Below are 20,845 nucleotides of genomic sequence, written 5' to 3' on the forward strand. Positions count from 1 at the left end.
TTGGGCTTTATTGGAGTCCGCGAACGCTTCACCCAACCTTGTAGAACGGGTTAAACCAAAGAAATTATTTTCATCTTTTTGTTAGCATGAATGAACTAGTAGCTCTATATAGAAGGTACGTCGCCACATTATCTGCCGCGACGAAAGACCTATTTGAACTTCAATTCTGGCTCATGAATTGGCTTAGCAAAAATAGAACGGATTTGCTCCAGGAGGAGTGGATTTTCTTGAGCATCATAGCAAAATCAACATTAACCTTGAATAGTGTTTTAACCTTACTTCCACCAACAGATCAAATAGAATTTTCCGTGCATAGGAATAGAGACAAAGTTGAGAGCAGTCACTTATTACCCGCAAGAGACGACAGCTGGGAAAGTTTTGACTTGTCAGGGATATGTAGCTTGACTCGTGATGCTATTGATGCTAGCAATACCATCTTCTATCTATTTAGTGAGCGAGTGAGTGAATCTGAGAGTGAATTCAGATTCCTCTTGTACTTATTCCATGGCTACATTCGTGAAAAAGAATTCATTGAGCTACTTCCTTTTCATGATGGAATTGGAGAAGATGGCCTGAGTATGATTGAAGAAGTTAAACAGAAAATTGATTCTAACGATTTCTTTAACTTGCTTAAATCTGAGATGAGTCAAAAAGATAGTTTTAGGGGAAAAAGGGCGAAAGAAATACTTAGAATGAGCGGCGACGGAAGAATAATTTCCGTCACGGATTCCTTGCTCTGGAGCCGCAAGAGAATCACTGAAATAAGGGGCATGGATGTATCTGAATTTGACATTATTTACAAGTATTCATCTAGTCATATCCACTCTCACTCTATGGGAATAGGTGACATAGCAGGCTCTATGTTAATGGACAATAAAAGCTTAATGATCCTATCAATAATGACGAGAGGTGCTTCGTTTTATGCGTCTTCAATATTAGTAGATTTTATCTGGAACTTTCCAGAAGCAAAAACCATAATTAGTACAGATATGCAAGAAGTTGTTCGGGGAATTATGCAGGATGGGCGCTTTTCCCCATTGACGAAGTAGGCTAGGAAGCCAGTTCCAGTCTACATTCATCCAGTCCTAGGGCAACCGCTGGTTCGAAGGCACGAAGCGCAAGCTGAGTAGGAGCGAGTCAGCAAAAGTAGGATGGGCAAGGTTTAAAACCCTTGCCTATCCTACAATTTTTAGCTTAATTGCCGATCGCCCTAAAGCTCCGTTCTGCGAAGATCCCGCCTCAGCAGACTAAACACCTCGCCTTGCTCCGGGGTAATCAAAATCCCCGATCGCGGCACTGTAATCAACTGGCTCCAGGTGGCTTGCTCGGCATAGTTCAGCACATGCAGACTGTGGATAGCCGATCGCACCCCCTCGGTCGAGCCAATCACTAAATGCAGCAATCGCTCTCGCTCTGGCTGCTCCTGCGAATTTGCTAGCCGCAGAGGATTGGTCGCCTCGCCCCTGCGGGCCTGCGACACCAAAAATGGCAAACACAACATAATTTAGGGTTCCTTCCGATGTAACGACGGGTAAGAAACCCAAAAACTTGGCCGCCCCAAACATGTGCAGTTCAAGGCGGCCAGGTAAAATCAACCTAGCCTCCGAGACTGGTACTTCAGCCTTGGGGGTTAGCCGCTGGTTGGTGTTGCTGCACCTTCCAGCGGCGCTTGACCAAATTTTTGGGAAACAAGCTGCACGCTCACAGCTATAGCTCAGTAATGTAAACCAAGGGGCCACCGGACGCAAGTAAACTTTGCTACAGAGAGCCTACTTTGTAAGGCTGCTTAACAAAGGCCGTACCGAAGCTTGTCTTCATTCCCCAGGTGGTTGCTTTGACAGCATGTAACCCTGCTTTTCAAGCTTGAACCATTGGTTTTGTAATCCTCAAGGTTCGTTCACCTTCCCACCAGCTTTGTCTGAACCCTGCGTGATCTCTTTCGTCCTCGTCAACCGTTCCTTTCACTCTATGGAGGAATGGTTTGAACTCCTGGAGGAATGAGCTGAACAGCTAAAAGAAAGGTTTTGCCCTCCGGAAGAAGCATCCCAGCGCTAAAACCTTTCCTCCAACGCCGTGAAAGATTTCTCTACAGAGCAAAACTATTCCTCCAACAGCACAAACCTTTGCTCACGAAGGCGAAACCATTGCTTCACAGCCTCAAATGGTTTCTCCAGAAGTGCAAACGATTCCTCCATCAATGCGAATCTTTTATTGCATTGACAAGAATCTTCGTTCACGATCCTAGATCTTGCTTCCGGGCACACAAACGATTCCTCCATCAATGCAAACCATTAGTTGCATAGACAAGAATCTTGATTCACAGCCCTTAACCTTGCCTTCGAGGGCACAAAGCGTCCCCGCATAAACCCAACCCTTTAATAGCGGCGTCACCCAACAACGCAGCAGCCCCGATGACGAAATGGGGATATTGAGTGGTTCCTCATTTCACCCAATCTACTGAATTTACGGTGTTTGCAAACGATCCGGCACAATGTCGATATCCGTGACCGAATAAGGTTGACCATTCAAGCACTTGCGAAATTCATCTCTTACCGTGAGACCACTGTGCCAAGTGGTATTGGCCACAGACTGACCATCTATTGTTACGTCAAAACTCTGGACATCTTCCATTCCGGCTAAGGCAGCATCGATGGTCGGCACAGCAAAAGCAATCACCCCAAATGGCAGGTTGGGCATTGCGTAATTGAAGGCCTGTACCGTTGTGGGGGGTTCATCATTTTGAGTTAGGGTAACCGTAATAGTCTCAACTGTTGCAGGGCTTGGAACGGCTTCTGCTGCGAAGGTAAGAAGCGCCCCTTCGTAGTCGCCACCAGGCCCTGATAACGTTATCATCACAGGTGCATCGTTAGCCGCTGGGTCCATCGATGCTTTAAAGAAGGATGCAGCACAATAGTCACCCGGGGTTACATCCTCTGAAGCTGATGTCGGAAAAAGTCTCCAACTTCCCGATAGGTATCTCAGATACTCTGGGTCTTGCAACAACTCAAGCTGTTGTTGTACTTGGAGCATGGCAGAAGCAGTTTCAAATTCTAGCGCTGCAAACTCTGGGTCATAATAATCAGAGCCAGGACTACTACTCTCCTCATATTCTTCATATTCCTGATAATTGGGATCAGTGTCACACAGAAGAACAGAGGCTACACCATATCCACCTTGGGTACTACCAACCACTACTTCCCCAGGTCCAGCGAACGAGCAAGGATATTCGGCACCTGCTTCTGAAGCGGGAAAAGTTAGACTGACGGCAAGAGGCAAACTGAGTAGCCCAAGCTTTTTGAACGAGTTGGCAGACAAATTCATCTTGATAAATTCCAAACTATGGTCTGTGTAAATTAGGGAGAGTCTAGCCGTCTAAGGTAATTTAGAGCCAAGAGAATCCTCTCTAATGAGCCACTCTACCGCAGGGTCAAATGAGCGTTTCGGGCTGATTAGGTAGAAAGATTCAGTATAGTGACCTCTCAAGTCTCGCTGCGATCGCTCAGGCTATCTTTACGCCTTCGTCAACCTAAGCTCCGGATCATTGCAGGTAGCATGAAGGCAAGACAACGTTGTGTCTTACCTTTCATGGGTAAGCATGAGCGTTACGCCTCACCTCTTCATACATGTTCTCTGAGTTCTTTTCCTGATGAATACTCCTCTGATTTTGACTCTGAAGTTAGATCAAGCTACTTTCGAGCGAGCAAACTTGTTACGCCAGCAGTACTTTCCCCCAGAGCGTAATGTCGTTCCTGCCCACGTTATTCTGTTTCATCAATTACCGAGCGATCGAGAATCGGCTATTTCCCACAGTTTGAAAACCCTGTGCGCTCAGACAAAGCACTTTTCTTTTTCCTTACCCTCACTCCAGTTTCTGGGCAACGGCATCGCCATCCACGTTAGTTCCCCTGAGCTGATGCAATTACACAAAACCCTGGCAACCATTTGGGAGGCTTGGCTCATTCCCCAAGATCGCCAGGGCTACCGCCCACACATCACCATTCAAAACAAAGTGAACCCCGAAACAGCCCGCCAACTGTACGGAGAACTGGAAGCGCAATGGCAACCCATGGAGGGATGGGGCGAAGGCCTGTTGCTGTGGTATTACCACAAGGGCCCGTGGGAGTTAGCCAGAGAATTTTGCTTTGCTCAATAGCCCATACCTCATGTTCTAGAAGGCTTACAATTTCAGGCGTTGCTGAATTGAGGAATGAATTTGCAAAAGCAACAGTTGCTGCATCGGCCCCCCAACCCCCCAATTTTGGGGGGCTTTGAAGTCGTCTGGTTCCCCCCAGAATTGGGGGGCTGGGGGGGCAAATCATACTGCTAATCAGCAACGCCCGATTTTCCTTAACCCTGCTTGAGGCGATATTGCTTCTGCGATCGCGTATCGCGAGGGGTCACCACCCAGGTGTTTTCGCCATTGAGATAGTCGTAGATAGCGACGATCGTGATTGAGTTTTTGAGGGTGACGTAGAAGGGCAAAAACAGCACATGCTTGATGTAATAAGCCAGTGGGTAATGTCTAGACGCGATCTTTGCGGTCGCTAGGATTTGGTAAATTCCGCTAAAGAGCGATAGGCCACCGGCAATGAGGAAATAACCGCGCATTTGGCCAGACACCGCACCGGGCACCAGCAAAAAGGCCAGCAGCACCGGCAAAAGCTGTACCGAAACTAGGGCAAAAAACTTGCAGTAGTAGAGCAAATACGTCCAGTAGAATCTTTGCCAGTTGTTGAAGTGGGGCGATCGCCACAGCCGACGCTGATAGAGCAGCGACACCTCCAACCAACCGTGGGCCCAGCGTTTGCGCTGAAACCAAAATGTTTTGAGCGAGGCGGGCGCTAGCTCACTAGTGACAATGCTGCGATCGTGCAAAATTTTGTAGCCATTGAGCAGCGTTCTTAGAGAGGCATCAATGTCCTCGGTCAACCGATTGGGGTTGAAGCGAATTTGTTTGAGCACCGAAGTTCGCCAGTAGCCGTTCGAGCCACCAAAGATGCTGGAGTCGGTGAGAAATGACTTTGCCGCGTGGCTAATGCCATAGAGCTGCTCAAACTCGATCGCCACATTTTGAGCTAAGAAATTTTCGTCATAATTACGAATGACATTGCGTCCTTGAATCACATCATAGCCCTGGGCAATCCAGTGCCATGACCGCCTAAAACAGTCGGCGCTAGGATGGTGGTCAGAATCGAGCACGCAGGTGATTTCTCCCGTCGCAATGTCGAGGGCGGCATTCATATTTTCGGCCTTAGATCGACTGCCTTCGACCCGTAAAATGATCAGCTCATCATGCTGTCTGGCCAGTTGATGCAGCTCAGCTTCAATGGGCAAATCCACCGGCGTGTTGTAGGCCAAAATAATTTCTAACCCACCCGCTGGTCGCTCAATGTGAGTGAGCAAATGGTGGAGAGTCTCAACGATAATGCTCTGCTCATTGGGCAAATAGGCGGCAACCAAAAACGAGCAGCGGGGCACCGGATCAAGGGGAGAAGGGTATTCAGCTCCCCGCACTCCCATCCAGGCTTTGACCTGGTTGCGAGTCTGCTCTGACGGATCATTGAACCGATGACGATGGGTCGCAAACCGGCGAAACACCGCGTTGCTCGACTCGATGATAATCATCACCGCGTTGAACAAGAAAAGCGTCAATACGACGGCCCGTGGCCCCACTAAAGCCCAGCCGCTAAGCAGCAAATACCCATAAAAAACGGCGGGCAGGCCAATCAGCAGCACGTGGGTAAAGATGACCTTTTGAATTTCGCTAGACCATGTTTTGGCCACTACAGTGCTCCTGGCTTAAACAACAGTTTTGATCGGGGCATAGGGGCTGCTCTGAACCCGTGACGTGGCCTCAATGAGGCTCAAATGGTTGGCGTTGACCCAAATTGTGCGGTGACCCTCTGAAATTTGGCAAAGATAGGATTCGCCTTCGTCGAGCAGGGTTTCAACTTTATACACAATCCAGTCTCGGCGGCCCTTATAGCTGACGCGATCGCCCGCCACCGGCTGCCAGCTAGCTCCTTCAGTCGTTGGGTTCTGCATTAATAGGTAGTCAATGTCACGCCACAACTGCACAGCGCTGCGCTGGATAAAGGGCCGCGCCGCATCGGCAATCATGGCCAAAGCCATGGTGCCAACGACCATCAGCGGCAGAGCCACCCAATAGCGCCAAACGCTGTCTTGCACCCACAGATTGATCGTGCGATCGATCACAAAGCCGTGGATTAAAAAGTAGCTATAGCTATGGACACCCAGCCGCCCCATAGCCGCCGACAGGACAGGTAAATCGCTGAGCGATCGCAGCACCACCGCCGCCACCATGACAAAACCGATAGGCAACAGCAGGTCGCAAACCACCCAGCCGATTTGATAGAACTGCGCTACAAAACCCAGAGCGTAGACTGAGAGCCCTACCCAAAGCAGCCGCTGAGGACGCCAAAACAAGGGGCCACGGTGCTGGCAGTAGGCCTCTGCGATCGCCATGCCGACTACGAAGGTGCTCAGCTTGGCCGCAAATGAGACAAAGGGCAACCAGTTGTTGGGCGTGTCGAGCATAGAGTAAGTCAGATGTCCACCAAAGTGGTAGACCGCTGCGTAGCGGTAGAGCAGCGTGAGCCCTAAACTCACCAGCAGCAGATTACGGCTTCCCCAGCGGTTCAAAAGTTGCCAGAGGATAGGAGAAATTAACGCAAAACTGATAATTAAAGGAATAAACCACCAGGGGCCACTGGTCGCCAGCAAACGTTCGCCGTCAAAGCCAAACAGCAGCGGAAATGTTGCCCCAGCAAAGGTATCCCACGGCGACGGTCGATAGCTGTTGGTAGCAATACCAATCAGCCAAAGAATGGGATAGCTTAGCCAAGCTACAGTCCAAAACGGCCACAGAATTCGCAGCAGACGACTTTGAATAAACTCGCCTGCACCGACAGCGGAGGCTTTGCTGCGCAGCGACAAAACCAGCACAAAGCCAGCGATTAAAATAAAGATATCGACCGCTTGAAAGCCAAACCAAACCGGCAGAGCGATCGCTGAAGCCAGCGCATTTTGGCCAAGATGGGCGTTGGCCTCAGCAATGGCAGCCCAGTTGGCTCGCAGCCCAGTGGGTTGGGGAGTGTAGGCATACTTTGTAAACAGTAGCTGGGCATGATAGAGCAAGATACTAACGGCTGCTAATAGCCGAATACCTTCTAGCCAATTAAGCCGTTGTTTCAAAGGCTGATAATGCTTAGAATTGAATGGAGACATAAACCGACGACTTCAGTAAGTTTGGCCTCGAAGCGCTCTAAACCCTCATTTACACAAGTGTCACTAGAGTGGGTTAAACCAGTGAACACCGCTATGCCCACAGGCGCGACCCATGGGAAAGCTGTCGCTTAGGCATAGCCATCAATTGAGAAAAACCTACCGATCGCGCAAGCAGCAGCGAGCGTAACATATCGTTCAGAATACATGCAACAAAACTTGATGAAAATCCGCCCTAGGTAGTATTTACCTAGCCTGAAGAGGCCAGCTTTAAGAGGTTTTGAGACGACGTTTTTTGCAGGGTTTTAGTTCCCCACTTCTGCTCTAGAGCAAACTTTATGCTCTGATTTACAGGGAACAAACCATCACTCAAGCTCTTTAAAACGTCCCTCAATTGAGTAACGTGGCATCCAAAAACAGTATTTAGGACAAAGCGATGGTATATACATTTCCGCCGGGGTTTCAGTGGGGGGTAGCGACGGCGTCATACCAGATTGAGGGGGCAGCAGATGCTCGCGGGGTCAGCGTGTGGGATGTGTTTAGCCAAACTCCGGGGCGGGTGCTGCATGGCGACACCGGGGCGATCGCCTGCGACCACGTTCACCGCTTTCGCGACGACATCGCCCTGATGGCTGACCTGGGGGTGCGCCACTACCGCTTCAGCATCTCTTGGCCCCGCATCATTCCTGAGGGGCGCGGCGCGGTAAATGATGCTGGTTTAGCTTTCTACGGCGAGCTGGTCGATACCCTGCTGGAGTTTGGCATCACGCCCCACGCCACCCTGTTCCACTGGGATAGCCCCCAGGCGCTCGAAGCCGAGTATGGCTCGTGGCGCAGTCGCCAGATGGCTCAAGACTATGCTGACTATGTCACGGTGGTGGTGAAAAAGCTGGGCGATCGCATCACCCACTGGATGACCCTCAACGAAATCTTTTGCTTTACCCACATCGGCTACGGCGTCGGCCACGTTCCCGAAATGGCCCCCGGCACCGTGGTCAAAACCAGTAAGGAAGTCTGGCAGACCTCCCACCACGCCCTGCTGGCCCACGGTCTCGGCTGCCAAGCCATTCGTGCCGCCTCACCTCAGCCCTGCCAGGTGGCACTAGTCGATAACTATCTTGCCACCGTTCCCCTCACCGATACCCCCGCAGATATCGCCGCAGCCCAGGCCGCCTTTCCCCTCACAGGCACCAACGGCGGCATTCTCTACCCGGCCCTGACTGGCGAATACAATCCTCAACTGCTGGCAGACCTAGGCAAGAATGCCCCCGACATTTTGCCCGGCGACCTGGCCACCATTCACCAACCGCTGGATTCTCTTGGGTTCAACGTCTACACCGGGGTCTATGTGAGAGCGGCAGACAATGCCAGGGGTTTTGAAAGCCTGCCCTTTCCCCAGAGCTACCCACGCATGCACATGCCCTGGCTGCATATCTTGCCCGACAGCCTCTATTGGGGCGTGCGCCACATTAGCGATACCCTTCAGCGCCCCGAGCTGCGCGTCTTTATTAGTGAGAATGGTTGCGCCGCCCAGGATGAACTCACGTCCGCTGGCGAGGTGCTCGACCTCGATCGCATCCAATACCTACAGCAATATCTGCGATCGGCCCACCGCGCTGTGCAGGAGGGCTATCCGCTCATGGGCTATTTCCTCTGGACTTTTATGGATAACTTTGAGTGGGCCTATGGGCGCGATCGCCGCTTTGGCGTCACCTATGTGGACTTTGCCACCCAACAGCGTATTCCCAAAGCCAGCTACCACTGGTACGCCCACTGCATCGAAGAAAATCGGGTGGTGTAGCTCCAAGAGAAACTGTACAATTATTGGTACATGTACTCTTTTGGGGTTCGCCAGGCAAATGGACACCATCACCTACACCGCTCTGCGCAGCAATCTGGCCAAAACTATGGAGCAGGTCTGCGACGATCATGCTCCTGTTACCATTACCCGCAGCAATGCTCGGCCTGTGGTGATGCTGTCGCTCGAAGACTATCAGGCTCTAGCCGAAACCGCCTACTTGCTCCGCAGCCCCAAAAATGCGAAGCGATTGCTGGAATCTGTAGTAGAACTCGAATCGAGCGGCGGGCAAGAGCGGGAGATGCTGGAGTGAGGCTAATTTTTGCTGCCAACGCCTGGGAAGATTACCTGTATTGGCAAAAAAGCGATCGTAAAATCCTCAACCGCATCAACACCCTGATCAAAGACATTCAGCGCCAACCGTTTGAGGGCATTGGCAAGCCAGAACCCCTCAAACACGGCCTGTCTGGCTACTGGTCAAGGCGCATTACCGATGAACACCGCATGGTTTACAAGGTTGAAGACGACTCAATTCTGATCGCTCAACTGCGATACCACTACTAAGTTAAGACAATAATTCCCGATCGCAACCGGGCAACCTGAAAGCATTAACAGCCCTCGACTGCCTTAGGTTTACCGTGCGCGAGTTTTACAATATTGTCCAGGCCGCGACAGATGAGCAGCGCCATGAACTGGGTGAACTGACGGGTTCGGGATTTGGCAGCCAGCCAGATACGCTCTGTGATCACATCAAATATTTGCGGGCTGGCACTATCGGGCAACTGTTCTGGCAGTCGTCATGGAAGCAGGTGGTGACAGATGTTGCCGACCATGTGGGGATTGACTGGTTGATGCTGCTTGCCGAACGACAGTGGTATGAGTTGCCCACGCAGGAGATTGAAGCGGCAGTGATAGCCAAGCTGTTTCACGACATGTTCGACCAGCTCTCGCCCGAGCAGCAGCAAAAGGTCGTTATGGAAATGCAACGAGAAAGTGATGACCCTCGCTTGGAAGCATTACTGCTGGGCGGTGGCGCAATGGCGGTGGCTAAGATAAGTGGGTTTGGTGTCTATTTGATGGCTAGTACGGTACTGGGCGGGCTGACGAATGCCTTAGGCCTGACATTGCCGTTTGCAGTGTATATGGGCACGAGCCAGGCGATCGCCCTAGTATTAGGCCCGGTCGGGTGGGCAGTCTTAGCAGGCGGAGTCGTTTGGACACTGAACCAACCAAACTGGGAAAGGTTAACATTGGGTGTGATTTATGTGTCACTCCTGCGCAATGCAAAGGAAGTCTGACATTACTCTTGATATTCAAAATCACAAATTAAAGTATATTTTCTAATCAAGAAACATTTAAATTATGCTGGTTTTCTTTATTCATGGCGTTGCGACTAGAGATGTAAAATACTCCAACTCGCTTATCGAAGGCATCAAGAAAGAATTTAATCAAATCGATCAAAAGCTACCCTACTTTTATACTAGCTTTTGGGGCCACGTTTTAAATGACTTCAACAAAATCTGGAATCACATTGACGAAGATTTGCATTCTCTTGAGAAACGTAACCCTGGCGTTAATGCCAAAGAATCATTTCGGTATAGGCAGTTTAGAGAAGGTCTAATTTCAGAGTTCGCGGGTGACATGTTCACCTATATGAATGAGAAGCAGGGCCGCGAAGTTAGGCAGCTCATTGCAGATCAACTTCTCAAATTTGTGGAGAAGCACCCAGACGAAGAAGAGATCCACATTATTGCCCACTCGCTGGGAACCGTCATCTTATGGGATATTCTCTTCTCTGACAAATTTGAGGATGGAGATCCAGCGCATGTAATTCGAAGCATAATATCAAAACAGGGAAGTGGAGAGAACACTAGAAGAGTATCTCTCTCCAGTATCACAACGATGGGTTCTCCAATTTTGTTTTTCAACGCGATGCTAGGCATCAACGCTAAAGACATTGAACGGAAGATACGAGACTATACTTCTAGACGAATTAAGTGGCTTAATGTAGTGCATGCCTCTGACATAATTGCATATCCATTAAGTACAAGTTTGAACTTAAGTGACAAGAGCAACCTCGTATTTAGAGATCAGTTTATTTGCAAAGACGCAAATTTGTTAGAGACAGCAGCTCGCAAGATCAATCAACAAGAAGTTGCTCTCATCGCAAGCACGGTTGATGCACACAATAGCTATTGGACGCTACATGAAGTTTCCCAATCTATTTCTAATCAAGTTACTAGTCAGGTTAAATTTTCTGAAAGGATAGTCCTTCTTTTGAAGAAAGTGCCTGGCATGTCTCAGGTCGGCATCAAGCTCCATTCAAATAAGGATGTTGTTGACACCATCAGATTTAAAGATCGAAGTGGAAGACTGAAATACTTTAAGAATTTTGCTGGAGTCTATCATATTTATGTTTATAATGCTTCGTCAGAATGTGTTTTTTCTGGTTTCGTAAATTGGTCATCCACAGATCTCTTGCTTGAAGAAATTGAATACATAAGGTGGGAGTTTGGGGAGTCTTGAAATATTTTGGATCTTTAGAAACCCAAAAAATACGACTAAAAGCATCTAACTACCATCCAGAAACAGATACTTTCTGATGCAAGCGCCACACTAGGTATCCCTACATTTAGCTGTGAAAACCAAATCGTCACTATTCCCCATGAATTTATGCTGCCGGGAACTGAAGTGCTGTTACGCAAAGAGAGCGATCGCTACCAATCACTTAAAATAAAGGCATCTTAGTAGGCAAAAGCGATGTCGGTTGCCATCACAGAGGCGATTACAACCTTGGCAGAGGCCGAGCAGCGGTTTCAGCTAACCCGCATAAAAGATGAAACATTCTTTTGGGAGTGGAGCACTGACCTACTCAGCCTCCGTGACACCGAAAAAGTTGGACTGGCAGACCTGCGACGGCGCTATCTATATCAGCGATCGCAAGGGTACCTACTCGAAAGCACAGTTTTATTGCTCTTTGCCTCTGCCCTCCTCACCCTGCCGGGTTCTACGGCCCACCCTTGAGAGTGAAAGCAGAAGAATCAGTTCGGCTTACCCTGCAAGACCCAGAGGAAACTTTGCAGGGGTGGCTCGATGTATTGGCTTTAAAGGGCCAGTTTTGGATAGTGGTGCTCGAATAGTGCTTTGCCACCGTAATCGAATGCTCGTCTCCGGAGACGAGCACGCCACTGTAATTTTTAAATTTGGTATGGACGTAACTGGACTCGAACCAGTGACCCCCACGATGTCAACGTGGTGCTCTAACCAACTGAGCTATACGTCCGGGCAGACATAAAAGTAGCATATTGGGCGGCGCGATCGCAACCTCCACCGCCCAGTGCTACCGACCAAAAACTGGCTGAAGCATTTTGGGATCTAGCAGCAGCGGCGCATCCTGCTTGGTAGTAGTGGCCACTCGCAGGTTCGAGAGGGCCGTGCCCTGGTAGTAGTGGGCCAAGATTTGCTGGTAGTTTTGACCTCGGGTGGCCAGTCCGCGAGCGCCCCACTGGCTCATCCCCAGACCGTGGCCATAGCCACGCCCGTCAACCCGCAGGGTATCGCCCGCCAGGGTCAGGGAGCACAGCGAACTGCGGAGACCCAGCGCCTGGCGTAGCTCAGTACCCGTCATGGTGCGGGTGCCCTGGGTGCCCTGAAGCCGAATAGAGGCGATGCGCCCCTGGGGCGTGGCTCGCTCAGTGACGATCCCAGTCAGACGGCCAATGCCGGTGATGCGCTGCGCCACCTGCTGAGTCGAAAAGGTTTCAGACCACTGAAACACCGGGGCCTCTTGGTCGTAGTCGGCTACGGCCCGGAGGTAGGGAGTAGCGCGCTGCCAAATATCTTCGGAATTTTCGGTATAGCCGCCGGAGGAGGAGTGGAACACGGCCTCAATCACCCGACCGCCGTAGGTCAGCACCTGGCCCTGGGTAGCGTTGACAGCAGCCTGCACCGAGGGAGCCTCGGCAGCCAGCCCCCCATAGACCTGGTGAGCCGTGGTGCCCCCTACATCAAACAAGTCGCCCTGGGTGCGATCGCGCCGATAGAGCGCGTAGGAGCGAGCCGCTACCGCCTGGGCCTTAAGCGCCTCCTGGGGCCAGCTAGCAGGCATTTCGCCGCCAACCACACCGTAGAGGTAGGCTTCGAGATCCACCCAGTTGACGGCGGTTACTTTGCCGTCGATGGGCACCACCAGCACCCGACCCCGATACCATTTTTCGTTGATAAAGATATAGCCACCGCCGGTCGGCTCGACCCAAAAGGACTGCCCCTGCCAGTCAGCTAATTTCAACCCGCCTCCCTGGGGAGTGACGGTAACCGATCGCCCCTGGGGAATTTGGCCCACTCCCTGGCCAGCCCCGTTTTTGACCACCGCTGGGGTCGAGCTACCGACCACCGCTTGATTGAGGCGATCGCCCACGGCTACCCGCATTTCGACCGCCGCCTGCACCGGCAGCGTCGCTAGCCACCACAGCACCGACAGGCTAAAACCATGCTTGAGAAAGCCTAGGGAGCGGCTGAGCAGCAGCCCAAACAGAGGTTGGCGAAGTAAAGTCATCGGTTACGGCAGAACGTAGGAGAACGTGGGGGATCACCGGACAGCGCTTTTTACGGTATCACCGATGGCTCAGCCCGGCACATTAGGATCCAATCATTCCTATGACGACCTCGGCGCTCGCAGGTTGCCTCGGCAGAGCCAGCAATCAAACTGGTCGCTTAGGGCGGCACGATCGGCTCATAAAGCCTTCGCAGAAAGGCCATGATTTTGCGACCATATTCTGGGTCGGCGCTCCAACGACCGCTGAGTTGATCGACTAAGGGCGCAACTCCCCTGACTACAAACAGAAAGCGTGGATCGACCTGGCGCTGCACCAGGGGGTCGAGGCTAGCGTAGGCCTTGAGGTGCTGAATCTGCGCCCGCACCCCCACCCGCGCGCTGGGAAACGATGACCCCTCTGGCCCGCCCGTGGGTGAGCCAATGCCGCCAAAATTGTTTTGGGCCGGGTTGAGGCTGCCGCCAAAGTTGAGGGAGTTGGTTTCGACCAGCATTTGACAAAAGGCGATGTCGTGGTTGACCCCCTCGATCGCGGCCTCTTCGCGGTAGAGCTTGGGCAGGTCGCGGTAGGTGTTGACGGCACCCTGGTTGACGCTCTGCAAAAACAGGGTCAACTGCGTATCTGACGTGCTGCCGTTGCCCATGATGCGATCCATCGAGCCAGGGCAAAATTGAGTGCCCGTGCGCGATCGCAGCCGAATCGTGCGGCTAGCCGCATCCCAGGTCACGGTCACGTTGTAATTTTGCAGGTCCACCGCCTTGATATAGACCACATTGGCATAGCGAATGCGGGTGATGTTGGGGGAACTGGTCGCGTCGATCCCCAGCAGGTCGGCAATGTCGATGGGCACGTAGGCATTGCCGTTGACGATAATGCCAGTCTCTGGGTAGATGCCGCCGTTGAGATTGATGCGAATTTCGGGCAGGTTGCTCCCTGGGGCGGTGGGGGTGCCGCTGCCCACTGCGCGGCTCCAAGAGGCCAGCCCGTCGGCAATACCGAGGGCCACATCGCGCCGCTGCCGCTGAATGACGGCCAGATCCTGGGGATTGCTCAGATAGCCCACCTCCATCAGCAGCGACGGGCAGCCCAGGTTGCGACAAAAGGGCAGCAGACCCGTCGGCGACTCGGTGTCGGGCTTGACACCTCGGCTAGGCACCTGGGGGATGCGGCGCAGCAGGGCCAGCAGCACAATTTCGGCATGGGTGCGACGCGTGTCGTTTTTGGCAATGTAAAACACCGCCGACCCCCTCACCGCCGGATCACTAAACACCCCAGCGTGAATTTCGAGGGCCACATCTTCAGGGCGACAGCGGGCGTTAATCCAGGCCAGGGTAGCGGCGGCGCTGAGATCGTCGGGCACAGACAACACCGCGAGCTGGCGCGACCTCAGCTCAGCCACCACCAAATCGCGAATCTGAATCATCTCCGCCGCTTCGGTGGTGTTGGGCAGCACGGCACCGGGGTCTACCACCCCATTCTCAAAGCCGCCGTGGCCCGCCGAGATAAAAATCTGTGCCATATAGAACCGAATTCTGAGACGCTCTGGCCAGAATCATACCTAGGAAATGGGGAAGGGGAGTGGGAGAAAGTTTTGAGTGTTTAGTTTTGAGTTTTGAATTCATGCCCTGCATCAGAAATTCAAAACTCAAAACTTAAAATTGAGAACTTGAATTTCTACATCTCCCCAAACGCCTCTAACGCCTCCCCCGTCACCCGGCAGGTCTGCCACTCGGGCTTAATCTCAGCGCCCATGCGCTGGTAAAACTCGATCGCCGGAGTGTTCCAGTCGAGCACGCTCCACTCAAAGCGACCGCAGCCGCGCTCTAGGGCCAGCTTGCCCAGTTGCACTAGCAGCGCTTTGCCAATGCCCTGTCCGCGATAGTCGGGGTACACAAAGATGTCTTCCAGGTAAATGCCGGGCTTCATTAAAAAAGTTGAAAAATTGTGAAAGAACAGGGCCATACCCACCGGCTGTCCGTCTACCCAGGCCACCAGGGCTTCGGCGTAGGGGCGATCGCCAAACAGTGCCCGCTCCAGATCCTCCGGTTTGCCGGTCACCTCGTGGGCCAGCTTTTCGTAATCGGCTAGGGCTTTGATCAAATTCACCAGGGCGGGAATATCGGCGGGGGTAGCGGGGCGAATCTCAATCGAGCGAATCGAGCGATCAGCGGTGGAGGTCATAGGGTCTAATTCAGGCTAGATAGAAACTGGGGTTGGGTGCGATCGCAGTATGAACGGAGCTACGGTGAACCGCTAGTCCTACCAACGATGGCAGGTAACCATTTAATTCATACATTTAGTTCATACATTCCTTCGGGCAAGCTGCTCAAACGCCTAGCAAAGAAGAACTGAAGCCTTGGTTGAGGCCTTTAACTAGACGGCAGGTTGCCGGGAGAGTCGAGTGCGGGTGACTACGCGCAAGTTCAAAAAGCTGGAAGCGGCGATTGAGAGGCTGGAGGGGTGCGATCGCATTCTCCGCCGCCTTGAAGGTGAACTGGCTGAAACTGACGTTCTTTAAGTTTTATCATTCACAAAGAAGAGTGCGTCTAATGTAGTAAGCAATACGTATGAAGATGCCTACTTAGTGGTGTTTAGAAACCAAATAAAGCAGCATTCCCTTCTTACCCAAAAGCGCAATAGTAAACAGCTAAGCAGAAATCAGAATCTTTGGCAATATCCCAATAGACAGACTAGAAAAACCAAAGACATCTGCCATAATCTCGGAGCTAACATTTCTTATTACCTAACGGAGACTGCGGGCTATGTCTGAGCCGAATGGCGTGATGATGCAATATTTTCACTGGTATATTGAGCCTGACGGCAACCTGTGGAATGAGCTTGCTAAGAACGCAAAAGACTTGGCAGAGGCTGGCATTACCTCCGTTTGGCTCCCCCCTGCCTACAAGGGCAACGCTGGCGGCTACGACGTCGGCTACAGCGTCTACGACTTATATGACCTGGGCGAATTTGACCAAAAAGGCAGCGTTCGCACAAAATACGGCACCAAAGACGAATACCTTCAGGCCATAAAAACCGCCAAAGAAGCGGGTATTCGAGTCTATGCCGACGTGGTGTTTAACCACATGATGGGCGGCGATGCCCTTGAAGAAGTCGAAGCCACCCCCATGAGCCACGACAATCGCCATGAGCAAATTGGCGAAAATCGCACGGTCAAAGTGTGGACGCACTTTAAGTTTCCCGGTCGCCAGGGCAAATATTCTGATATGGAGTGGCACTGGTGGCATTTTGACGCCGTTGACTACGACGACAATGATCCCGATTACGACGCGGTTTATTTATTTCAAGGCAAGTCTTTTGATGAAAACGTTGACCTCGAAAAAGGTGCCTTTGACTATCTGATGGGCTGCGACCTCGACATGGAGTCGGACGAGGTGCGCGACGGTCTCAAGGCGTGGGGATCGTGGTACACCGACACCACCCAGGTCGATGGCTTTCGCTTTGATGCGGTGAAACACGTGCGGGCAGGCTTTTTTCCCCACTGGCTCCAGCACTGTCGGCGCGAGGCGGGCCGCAGGCTGTTTGCAGTAGGCGAATATTGGTCCTACGAAATTGAGGCGCTGCACCACTTTATTGAAGTTACCGAGGGCGATGTGCATCTGTTTGATGCGCCCCTGCACTACAACTTCAGCGAGGCCAGCAAAGCCGGTGGCGACTATGACCTCACCACCATTTTTGACAACACCCTGGTCAAAGAGCAGCCCGCTCTCGCCGTTACGCTGGTAGACAACCACGACTCGCAACCCCTGCAATCGCTCGAATCGGTGGTGGAGCCCTGGTTTAAGCCCCTGGCCTACGCGCTGATTTTGCTGCGCCAGGATGGCTACCCCTGCATTTTCTATGCCGACTACTACGGGGCTCACTACAAAGACAACGGCAACGACGGCGGCGAATATGAGATTTGGCTCGACAGCCATAAGTGGCTAATTGATAAGTTTCTGCACGTGCGCCGCACCTACGCCTTTGGCGACCAGTATGACTACTTTGACCACCCCAGCACCATTGGCTGGACTCGGCTCGGCAACGAAGAAAACCCCGGCGGCATGGCCGTGGTGCTGACCAACGGCGATGATGGTCGCAAATGGATGGAGGTGGGCCAGCCCAACCGCACCTACTACGACATTACTGAGCACATCAGCGAGCCGGTCACCACCAACGACGAAGGCTGGGCTGAGTTTAGCTGCGAGGCTGGGTCAGTTTCGGTGTGGGTGCCGAAGGATTAAGGGAGTGAAGGAGTAGGGGGCGATTCTACTGGCTTAGAGCACCATTTTTGCTTTGAGAATCGGCCCTTCTTCCCGTTCTTCAAGCTGGGCGATGCCCAAAAAGGTTCCGTTTGACTCGTTGAGCACTCGGTAGGGAGTGTTTGACGGTATCACCATGGTGGGCGGAAACTTTTGCCCCTGCTGCCAGCGCAGGGCTAGCTCAGCGGGAAGGGCGATCGCTGGTAAATGCTCCAGGGCGATCGCTGGATCCACTAACTCCAGCATCTGCTTTTCGATCAAATCCGCCACGGTCTCCAGCGTCAGGCTGTGGGACGCGTCAAAGCCGCCGCTGCGAGTGCGGGTGAGGTGGGCCAGGGTGGCTCCGGTGCTGAGGCGATCGCCCAAATCCCGTGCGATCGAGCGAATGTAGGTGCCAGGGCCGCAGTCTATGTCTAGGGTTAGCTCCGGCTGCTCCCCCGGCTGCCAGTGCTGCACCGTGAGTTGGTGGATAATCACCGTGCGCGAGGGCGGTGTGACGACTCGGCCCTTGCGGGCCAGATCGTAGAGGCGCTGCCCCTGCACCTGAATGGCGCTAAAAGCGGGGGGCACCTGGTCAATTGTCCCTTCAAACTCGAGCAGGCAGGCCGCGATCGCCTCTACCGTGAGGCGATCGGCAGCCTGCTGGGTCAAAATTTCGCCTTCTAGATCGTCAGTGGTAGTAGTAAGACCAAAGCGAATCACCGCTCGATAGGCCTTGCCCTCGGGCAGGTAGGGCAGCAGGCGCGTGGCTCGCCCTACGGCTATGGGCAAAACGCCCTCAGCCAAAGGATCTAACGTCCCCCCGTGGCCCACTTTTTTGATACCCGTCAGTCGCCGCACGGCCCCCACGCAGTCGTGGGAACTCATGCCCTGGGGCTTGTAGAAGTTCAAAAATCCCTGCACGGTAGTCGGTTTGTTTTAGATTTTGGATTTTAGATTTTGGCGGGGTTACAAGGTTTTCCCTACTCCCTACCCTCTACTCTCCACTGCCCCAAACCTCGGCTAGGCGGCGATCGCGCCCACAGGCCGTGCGGTAATACTTGTAGCGCAGCGGGTGCTTGAGGTAATAGTCCTGGTGGTAGTCTTCGGCAGGGTAAAAAGTCTGGGCGGGCTCGATGGCGGTGACGATGGGGGTTTTTCTAAACGTTGCCTGACGGCTCAGCACTTGCTTAGACTGCTCGGCCAGGGCCAACTGGTCATCGTCCTGGGCAAAGATTTTGGCCTGGTACTGGCTGCCCTTGTCGCAGAACTGGCCCCGGCTGTCGACTGGATCGACATTCTGCCAAAAGACTTGCAGCAGCGTTTCGTAGGTGACTTTAGCGGGGTCGTAGACGACTTGCACCGCTTCCACATGGCCTGTGCCCCCGGCAGAAACTTCGGAGTAGGTGGGGTCAGCCTTGGTGCCGCCGGTATAGCCCGAGGTGGTAGAAATCACGCCGTCTAGCTCATCAAATGGGCCTTCCATGCACCAGAAGCAGCCTCCGGCAAAGGTGGCGGTGGCTAGGCTGGGGTCAGTGACCGCCACCTTTGCCGGAGGCATTAAGTCGGCGGTAGCGTAGAAGGGTAGGGCATCCCACATCAGCCCCAGGGTGGCCAGCAGCAGTAAACCTAACAACAGCCTGCGAATCATCGGCATTACAAGCGCTTTTTATGAATAGTGATTCTCTCATCAGCATACTATTGCCTACCCCTGGGTCGCGCTCTGAAGAGTCGGCTGGAGCAGCGGCTGAGGCGCATCCATCAGTATGGTGGTAGCGCAATTGGCCTGCACGTTCACCAGGGTAATTAGCGGATCCACAAGGGGGTCGATGCCGATTAATAGAATCAGAGCCACATCCACCGGCAGACCCAGGGGCTGCAAGATAATCGAGATCATGGCCAGGGCCACCGCGCCAGGAGCACCCGAGGCCGCAATACCTGCCAAGACTGCGCCTAAAAAGATGACGACGTAGTCAGCCGGATTCAAATGAGCGCCGTAGATGTCGGCAATAAAAACGGTGGCCAGGGCAAAATGGCACACCGACCCCGGTGGGTTGAGGGTAATGCCTAGGGGCAACACCAGATCGGTCACCGTTTTGTCGGTGCCCAGCTTATCTTGCAGTCCTCGCAGGGCGGAAGGAATGGCGGCGAAACTGTTGGCCGTACCCAGCGCTACCACCATGGTCTCTCGCAGCGCCTCTAAGGTGTGGAAGGGGTTGCCCCGCAGCCGCAGCCACATCAACAGGCTGTAGAGAGCAAGCAAAATCAGGCAGCATAGGTAGATCAGCATCACCAGCTTGAGCACGGCCCCGACAATGTTGAGGCCGAGCTGAGCGAGTTGACCGGCTGCCAGGCAAAACAGGCCGATGGGCAGCAGGTACATGAGCCAGGAGGTAATTTTGAGAAAGGTTTCGTAGAGGGCTTCTAGCACCATGAGCACGGGGCGGGCCTTGCGCTTGCCAATGGAACCCAACGCCACCCCCACCACAATGGAGAAAAACAGCACCGACAGCCGCTCTCCCTGGCTGAGGGAGAAGAAAATATTGTCAGGAATCATCTGGTCAAAAAACAGCAGAAGACCGGCCTGACTGGGTTCTATCGCTGGGGTGGTGGAGAGGTTAAATTCGTAGTCTGAAATCAGGGTGCCGAGGGTAGCTCGCGCTGAGGGGGCCAGGTTTGCCCCTGGGTGCCAGAGCAGCCCCACCCCGATGCCGATGACGCTAGCCCCTGCCAGGCCCGCTGTAATCAGCCCAAACAGTCGCAAAATGTAGTTTTGAGCGCTGCCGTGAATAAACAACCGACTAATGCTGCCAATGACGGCGGTGAGCAATATGGGAATGACGCACATTTGCAGCAGACTGGTGTAAAGGCTGCCCAGGGGCGCAAGCTGAGCCCCTAGCTGGGGAAAGTGCCAGCCCAAAAGGGCTCCGGCGACAATGCCCCCGATCACGACCCAGGGGTTGAGGGCTAAGTTGAAGAGCTGTTTACGAGTCATAGGGCGGAGATGGGGT

General features: G+C 53.0%; 19 protein-coding genes and 1 tRNA gene. 9 read left to right on the forward strand and 11 right to left on the reverse strand.

Features of this window, described 5'->3' with window-relative positions:
- Positions 1-173: 173 nt before the first annotated feature.
- Positions 174-1,049, forward strand: coding sequence for a hypothetical protein (locus tag H6G07_RS02900; RefSeq protein ID WP_190740677.1), 876 nt, complete (start codon positions 174-176; stop codon positions 1,047-1,049).
- 161 nt (positions 1,050-1,210) lie between these two features.
- Here H6G07_RS02900 and H6G07_RS02905 read toward each other — a convergent pair whose 3' ends face one another.
- Both H6G07_RS02905 and H6G07_RS02910 read right to left on the reverse strand, forming a co-directional pair.
- Positions 1,211-1,501 carry a hypothetical protein gene (locus H6G07_RS02905; protein WP_073606510.1) on the reverse strand — a complete coding sequence of 97 codons (291 nt, stop codon included), beginning with the start codon at positions 1,499-1,501 and terminating at the stop codon, positions 1,211-1,213.
- A gap of 962 nt (positions 1,502-2,463) precedes the next feature.
- Positions 2,464-3,321 carry a hypothetical protein gene (locus H6G07_RS02910; protein ID WP_073607014.1) on the reverse strand — a complete coding sequence of 286 codons (858 nt, stop codon included), beginning with the start codon at positions 3,319-3,321 and terminating at the stop codon, positions 2,464-2,466.
- A gap of 325 nt (positions 3,322-3,646) precedes the next feature.
- Here H6G07_RS02910 and H6G07_RS02915 point away from each other — a divergent pair, with 325 nt between their 5' ends.
- Complete coding sequence (locus H6G07_RS02915; protein ID WP_073606509.1) at positions 3,647-4,153, forward strand: 2'-5' RNA ligase family protein; 507 nt, start codon at positions 3,647-3,649, stop codon at positions 4,151-4,153.
- A 194-nt stretch (positions 4,154-4,347) separates the two neighbouring features.
- Here the strand turns inward: H6G07_RS02915 and H6G07_RS02920 are convergent, their stop codons facing one another.
- Positions 4,348-5,784 (reverse strand): glycosyltransferase family 2 protein, encoded by a 1,437-nt coding sequence (locus tag H6G07_RS02920; RefSeq protein ID WP_073606508.1) that lies wholly within the window; start codon positions 5,782-5,784, stop codon positions 4,348-4,350.
- A gap of 15 nt (positions 5,785-5,799) precedes the next feature.
- Positions 5,800-7,215 carry an acyltransferase family protein gene (locus H6G07_RS02925; protein WP_206756250.1) on the reverse strand — a complete coding sequence of 472 codons (1,416 nt, stop codon included), beginning with the start codon at positions 7,213-7,215 and terminating at the stop codon, positions 5,800-5,802.
- Positions 7,216-7,681: 466 nt separating this feature from the next.
- Between H6G07_RS02925 and H6G07_RS02930 the strand changes: the two genes are divergently transcribed.
- The 6 genes from H6G07_RS02930 (at position 7,682) to H6G07_RS25970 (ending at position 12,067) form a co-directional block, all read left to right on the forward strand.
- Positions 7,682-9,046: a GH1 family beta-glucosidase gene (locus tag H6G07_RS02930; protein WP_073606507.1), complete on the forward strand. Its 1,365-nt coding sequence runs from the start codon at positions 7,682-7,684 to the stop codon at positions 9,044-9,046.
- 58 nt (positions 9,047-9,104) lie between these two features.
- Entirely contained in the window at positions 9,105-9,356 is a 252-nt protein-coding gene (locus H6G07_RS02935) for a type II toxin-antitoxin system Phd/YefM family antitoxin (protein ID WP_073606506.1), read from the forward strand.
- Positions 9,353-9,607: a Txe/YoeB family addiction module toxin gene (locus H6G07_RS02940; protein WP_073606505.1), complete on the forward strand. Its 255-nt coding sequence runs from the start codon at positions 9,353-9,355 to the stop codon at positions 9,605-9,607. Before H6G07_RS02935 ends, H6G07_RS02940 begins: the two co-directional genes overlap by 4 nt.
- Before the next feature lie 74 nt (positions 9,608-9,681).
- A complete protein-coding gene (locus H6G07_RS02945; RefSeq protein WP_073606504.1) occupies positions 9,682-10,341 on the forward strand; it encodes a hypothetical protein in 660 nt (219 codons plus the stop codon).
- A gap of 64 nt (positions 10,342-10,405) precedes the next feature.
- Positions 10,406-11,569 (forward strand): lipase family protein, encoded by a 1,164-nt coding sequence (locus H6G07_RS02950; protein WP_073606503.1) that lies wholly within the window; start codon positions 10,406-10,408, stop codon positions 11,567-11,569.
- 234 nt (positions 11,570-11,803) lie between these two features.
- Positions 11,804-12,067 (forward strand): hypothetical protein, encoded by a 264-nt coding sequence (locus tag H6G07_RS25970; RefSeq protein ID WP_199311850.1) that lies wholly within the window; start codon positions 11,804-11,806, stop codon positions 12,065-12,067.
- A gap of 185 nt (positions 12,068-12,252) precedes the next feature.
- On the opposite strand, the gene H6G07_RS02960 is transcribed toward H6G07_RS25970, so the two are convergent.
- From H6G07_RS02960 to H6G07_RS02975, 4 genes are all read right to left on the reverse strand, one after another.
- Positions 12,253-12,326: transfer RNA gene (locus H6G07_RS02960), tRNA-Val, on the reverse strand.
- Positions 12,327-12,383: 57 nt separating this feature from the next.
- Positions 12,384-13,598, reverse strand: coding sequence for a SpoIID/LytB domain-containing protein (locus tag H6G07_RS02965; RefSeq protein ID WP_073606502.1), 1,215 nt, complete (start codon positions 13,596-13,598; stop codon positions 12,384-12,386).
- Positions 13,599-13,756: 158 nt separating this feature from the next.
- Positions 13,757-15,115 carry a hormogonium tapered terminus morphoprotein TftA gene (gene tftA, locus H6G07_RS02970; protein ID WP_073606501.1) on the reverse strand — a complete coding sequence of 453 codons (1,359 nt, stop codon included), beginning with the start codon at positions 15,113-15,115 and terminating at the stop codon, positions 13,757-13,759.
- 155 nt (positions 15,116-15,270) lie between these two features.
- Complete coding sequence (locus tag H6G07_RS02975; protein WP_073606500.1) at positions 15,271-15,777, reverse strand: GNAT family N-acetyltransferase; 507 nt, start codon at positions 15,775-15,777, stop codon at positions 15,271-15,273.
- 581 nt (positions 15,778-16,358) lie between these two features.
- On the opposite strand from H6G07_RS02975, the gene H6G07_RS02980 reads away from it, so the two are divergent.
- Positions 16,359-17,837 carry an alpha-amylase gene (locus H6G07_RS02980; protein ID WP_073606499.1) on the forward strand — a complete coding sequence of 493 codons (1,479 nt, stop codon included), beginning with the start codon at positions 16,359-16,361 and terminating at the stop codon, positions 17,835-17,837.
- A 33-nt stretch (positions 17,838-17,870) separates the two neighbouring features.
- Here H6G07_RS02980 and truB read toward each other — a convergent pair whose 3' ends face one another.
- The 3 genes from truB to H6G07_RS02995 all read right to left on the reverse strand — a co-directional run bounded on the left by truB (position 17,871) and on the right by H6G07_RS02995 (position 20,829).
- Complete coding sequence (gene truB, locus H6G07_RS02985; protein WP_242026584.1) at positions 17,871-18,746, reverse strand: tRNA pseudouridine(55) synthase TruB; 876 nt, start codon at positions 18,744-18,746, stop codon at positions 17,871-17,873.
- A gap of 85 nt (positions 18,747-18,831) precedes the next feature.
- A complete protein-coding gene (gene msrA, locus H6G07_RS02990; protein ID WP_073606497.1) occupies positions 18,832-19,491 on the reverse strand; it encodes a peptide-methionine (S)-S-oxide reductase MsrA in 660 nt (219 codons plus the stop codon).
- A 48-nt stretch (positions 19,492-19,539) separates the two neighbouring features.
- On the reverse strand, positions 19,540-20,829 hold the full coding sequence (locus tag H6G07_RS02995) for a dicarboxylate/amino acid:cation symporter (protein WP_073606496.1): 1,290 nt from the start codon (positions 20,827-20,829) through the stop codon (positions 19,540-19,542).
- Positions 20,830-20,845: the final 16 nt, after the last annotated feature.

This window comes from Phormidium tenue FACHB-1052 (assembly GCF_014696675.1).
Classification (GTDB): Bacteria; Cyanobacteriota; Cyanobacteriia; order Phormidesmidales; family Phormidesmidaceae; genus Nodosilinea; species Nodosilinea tenuis_A.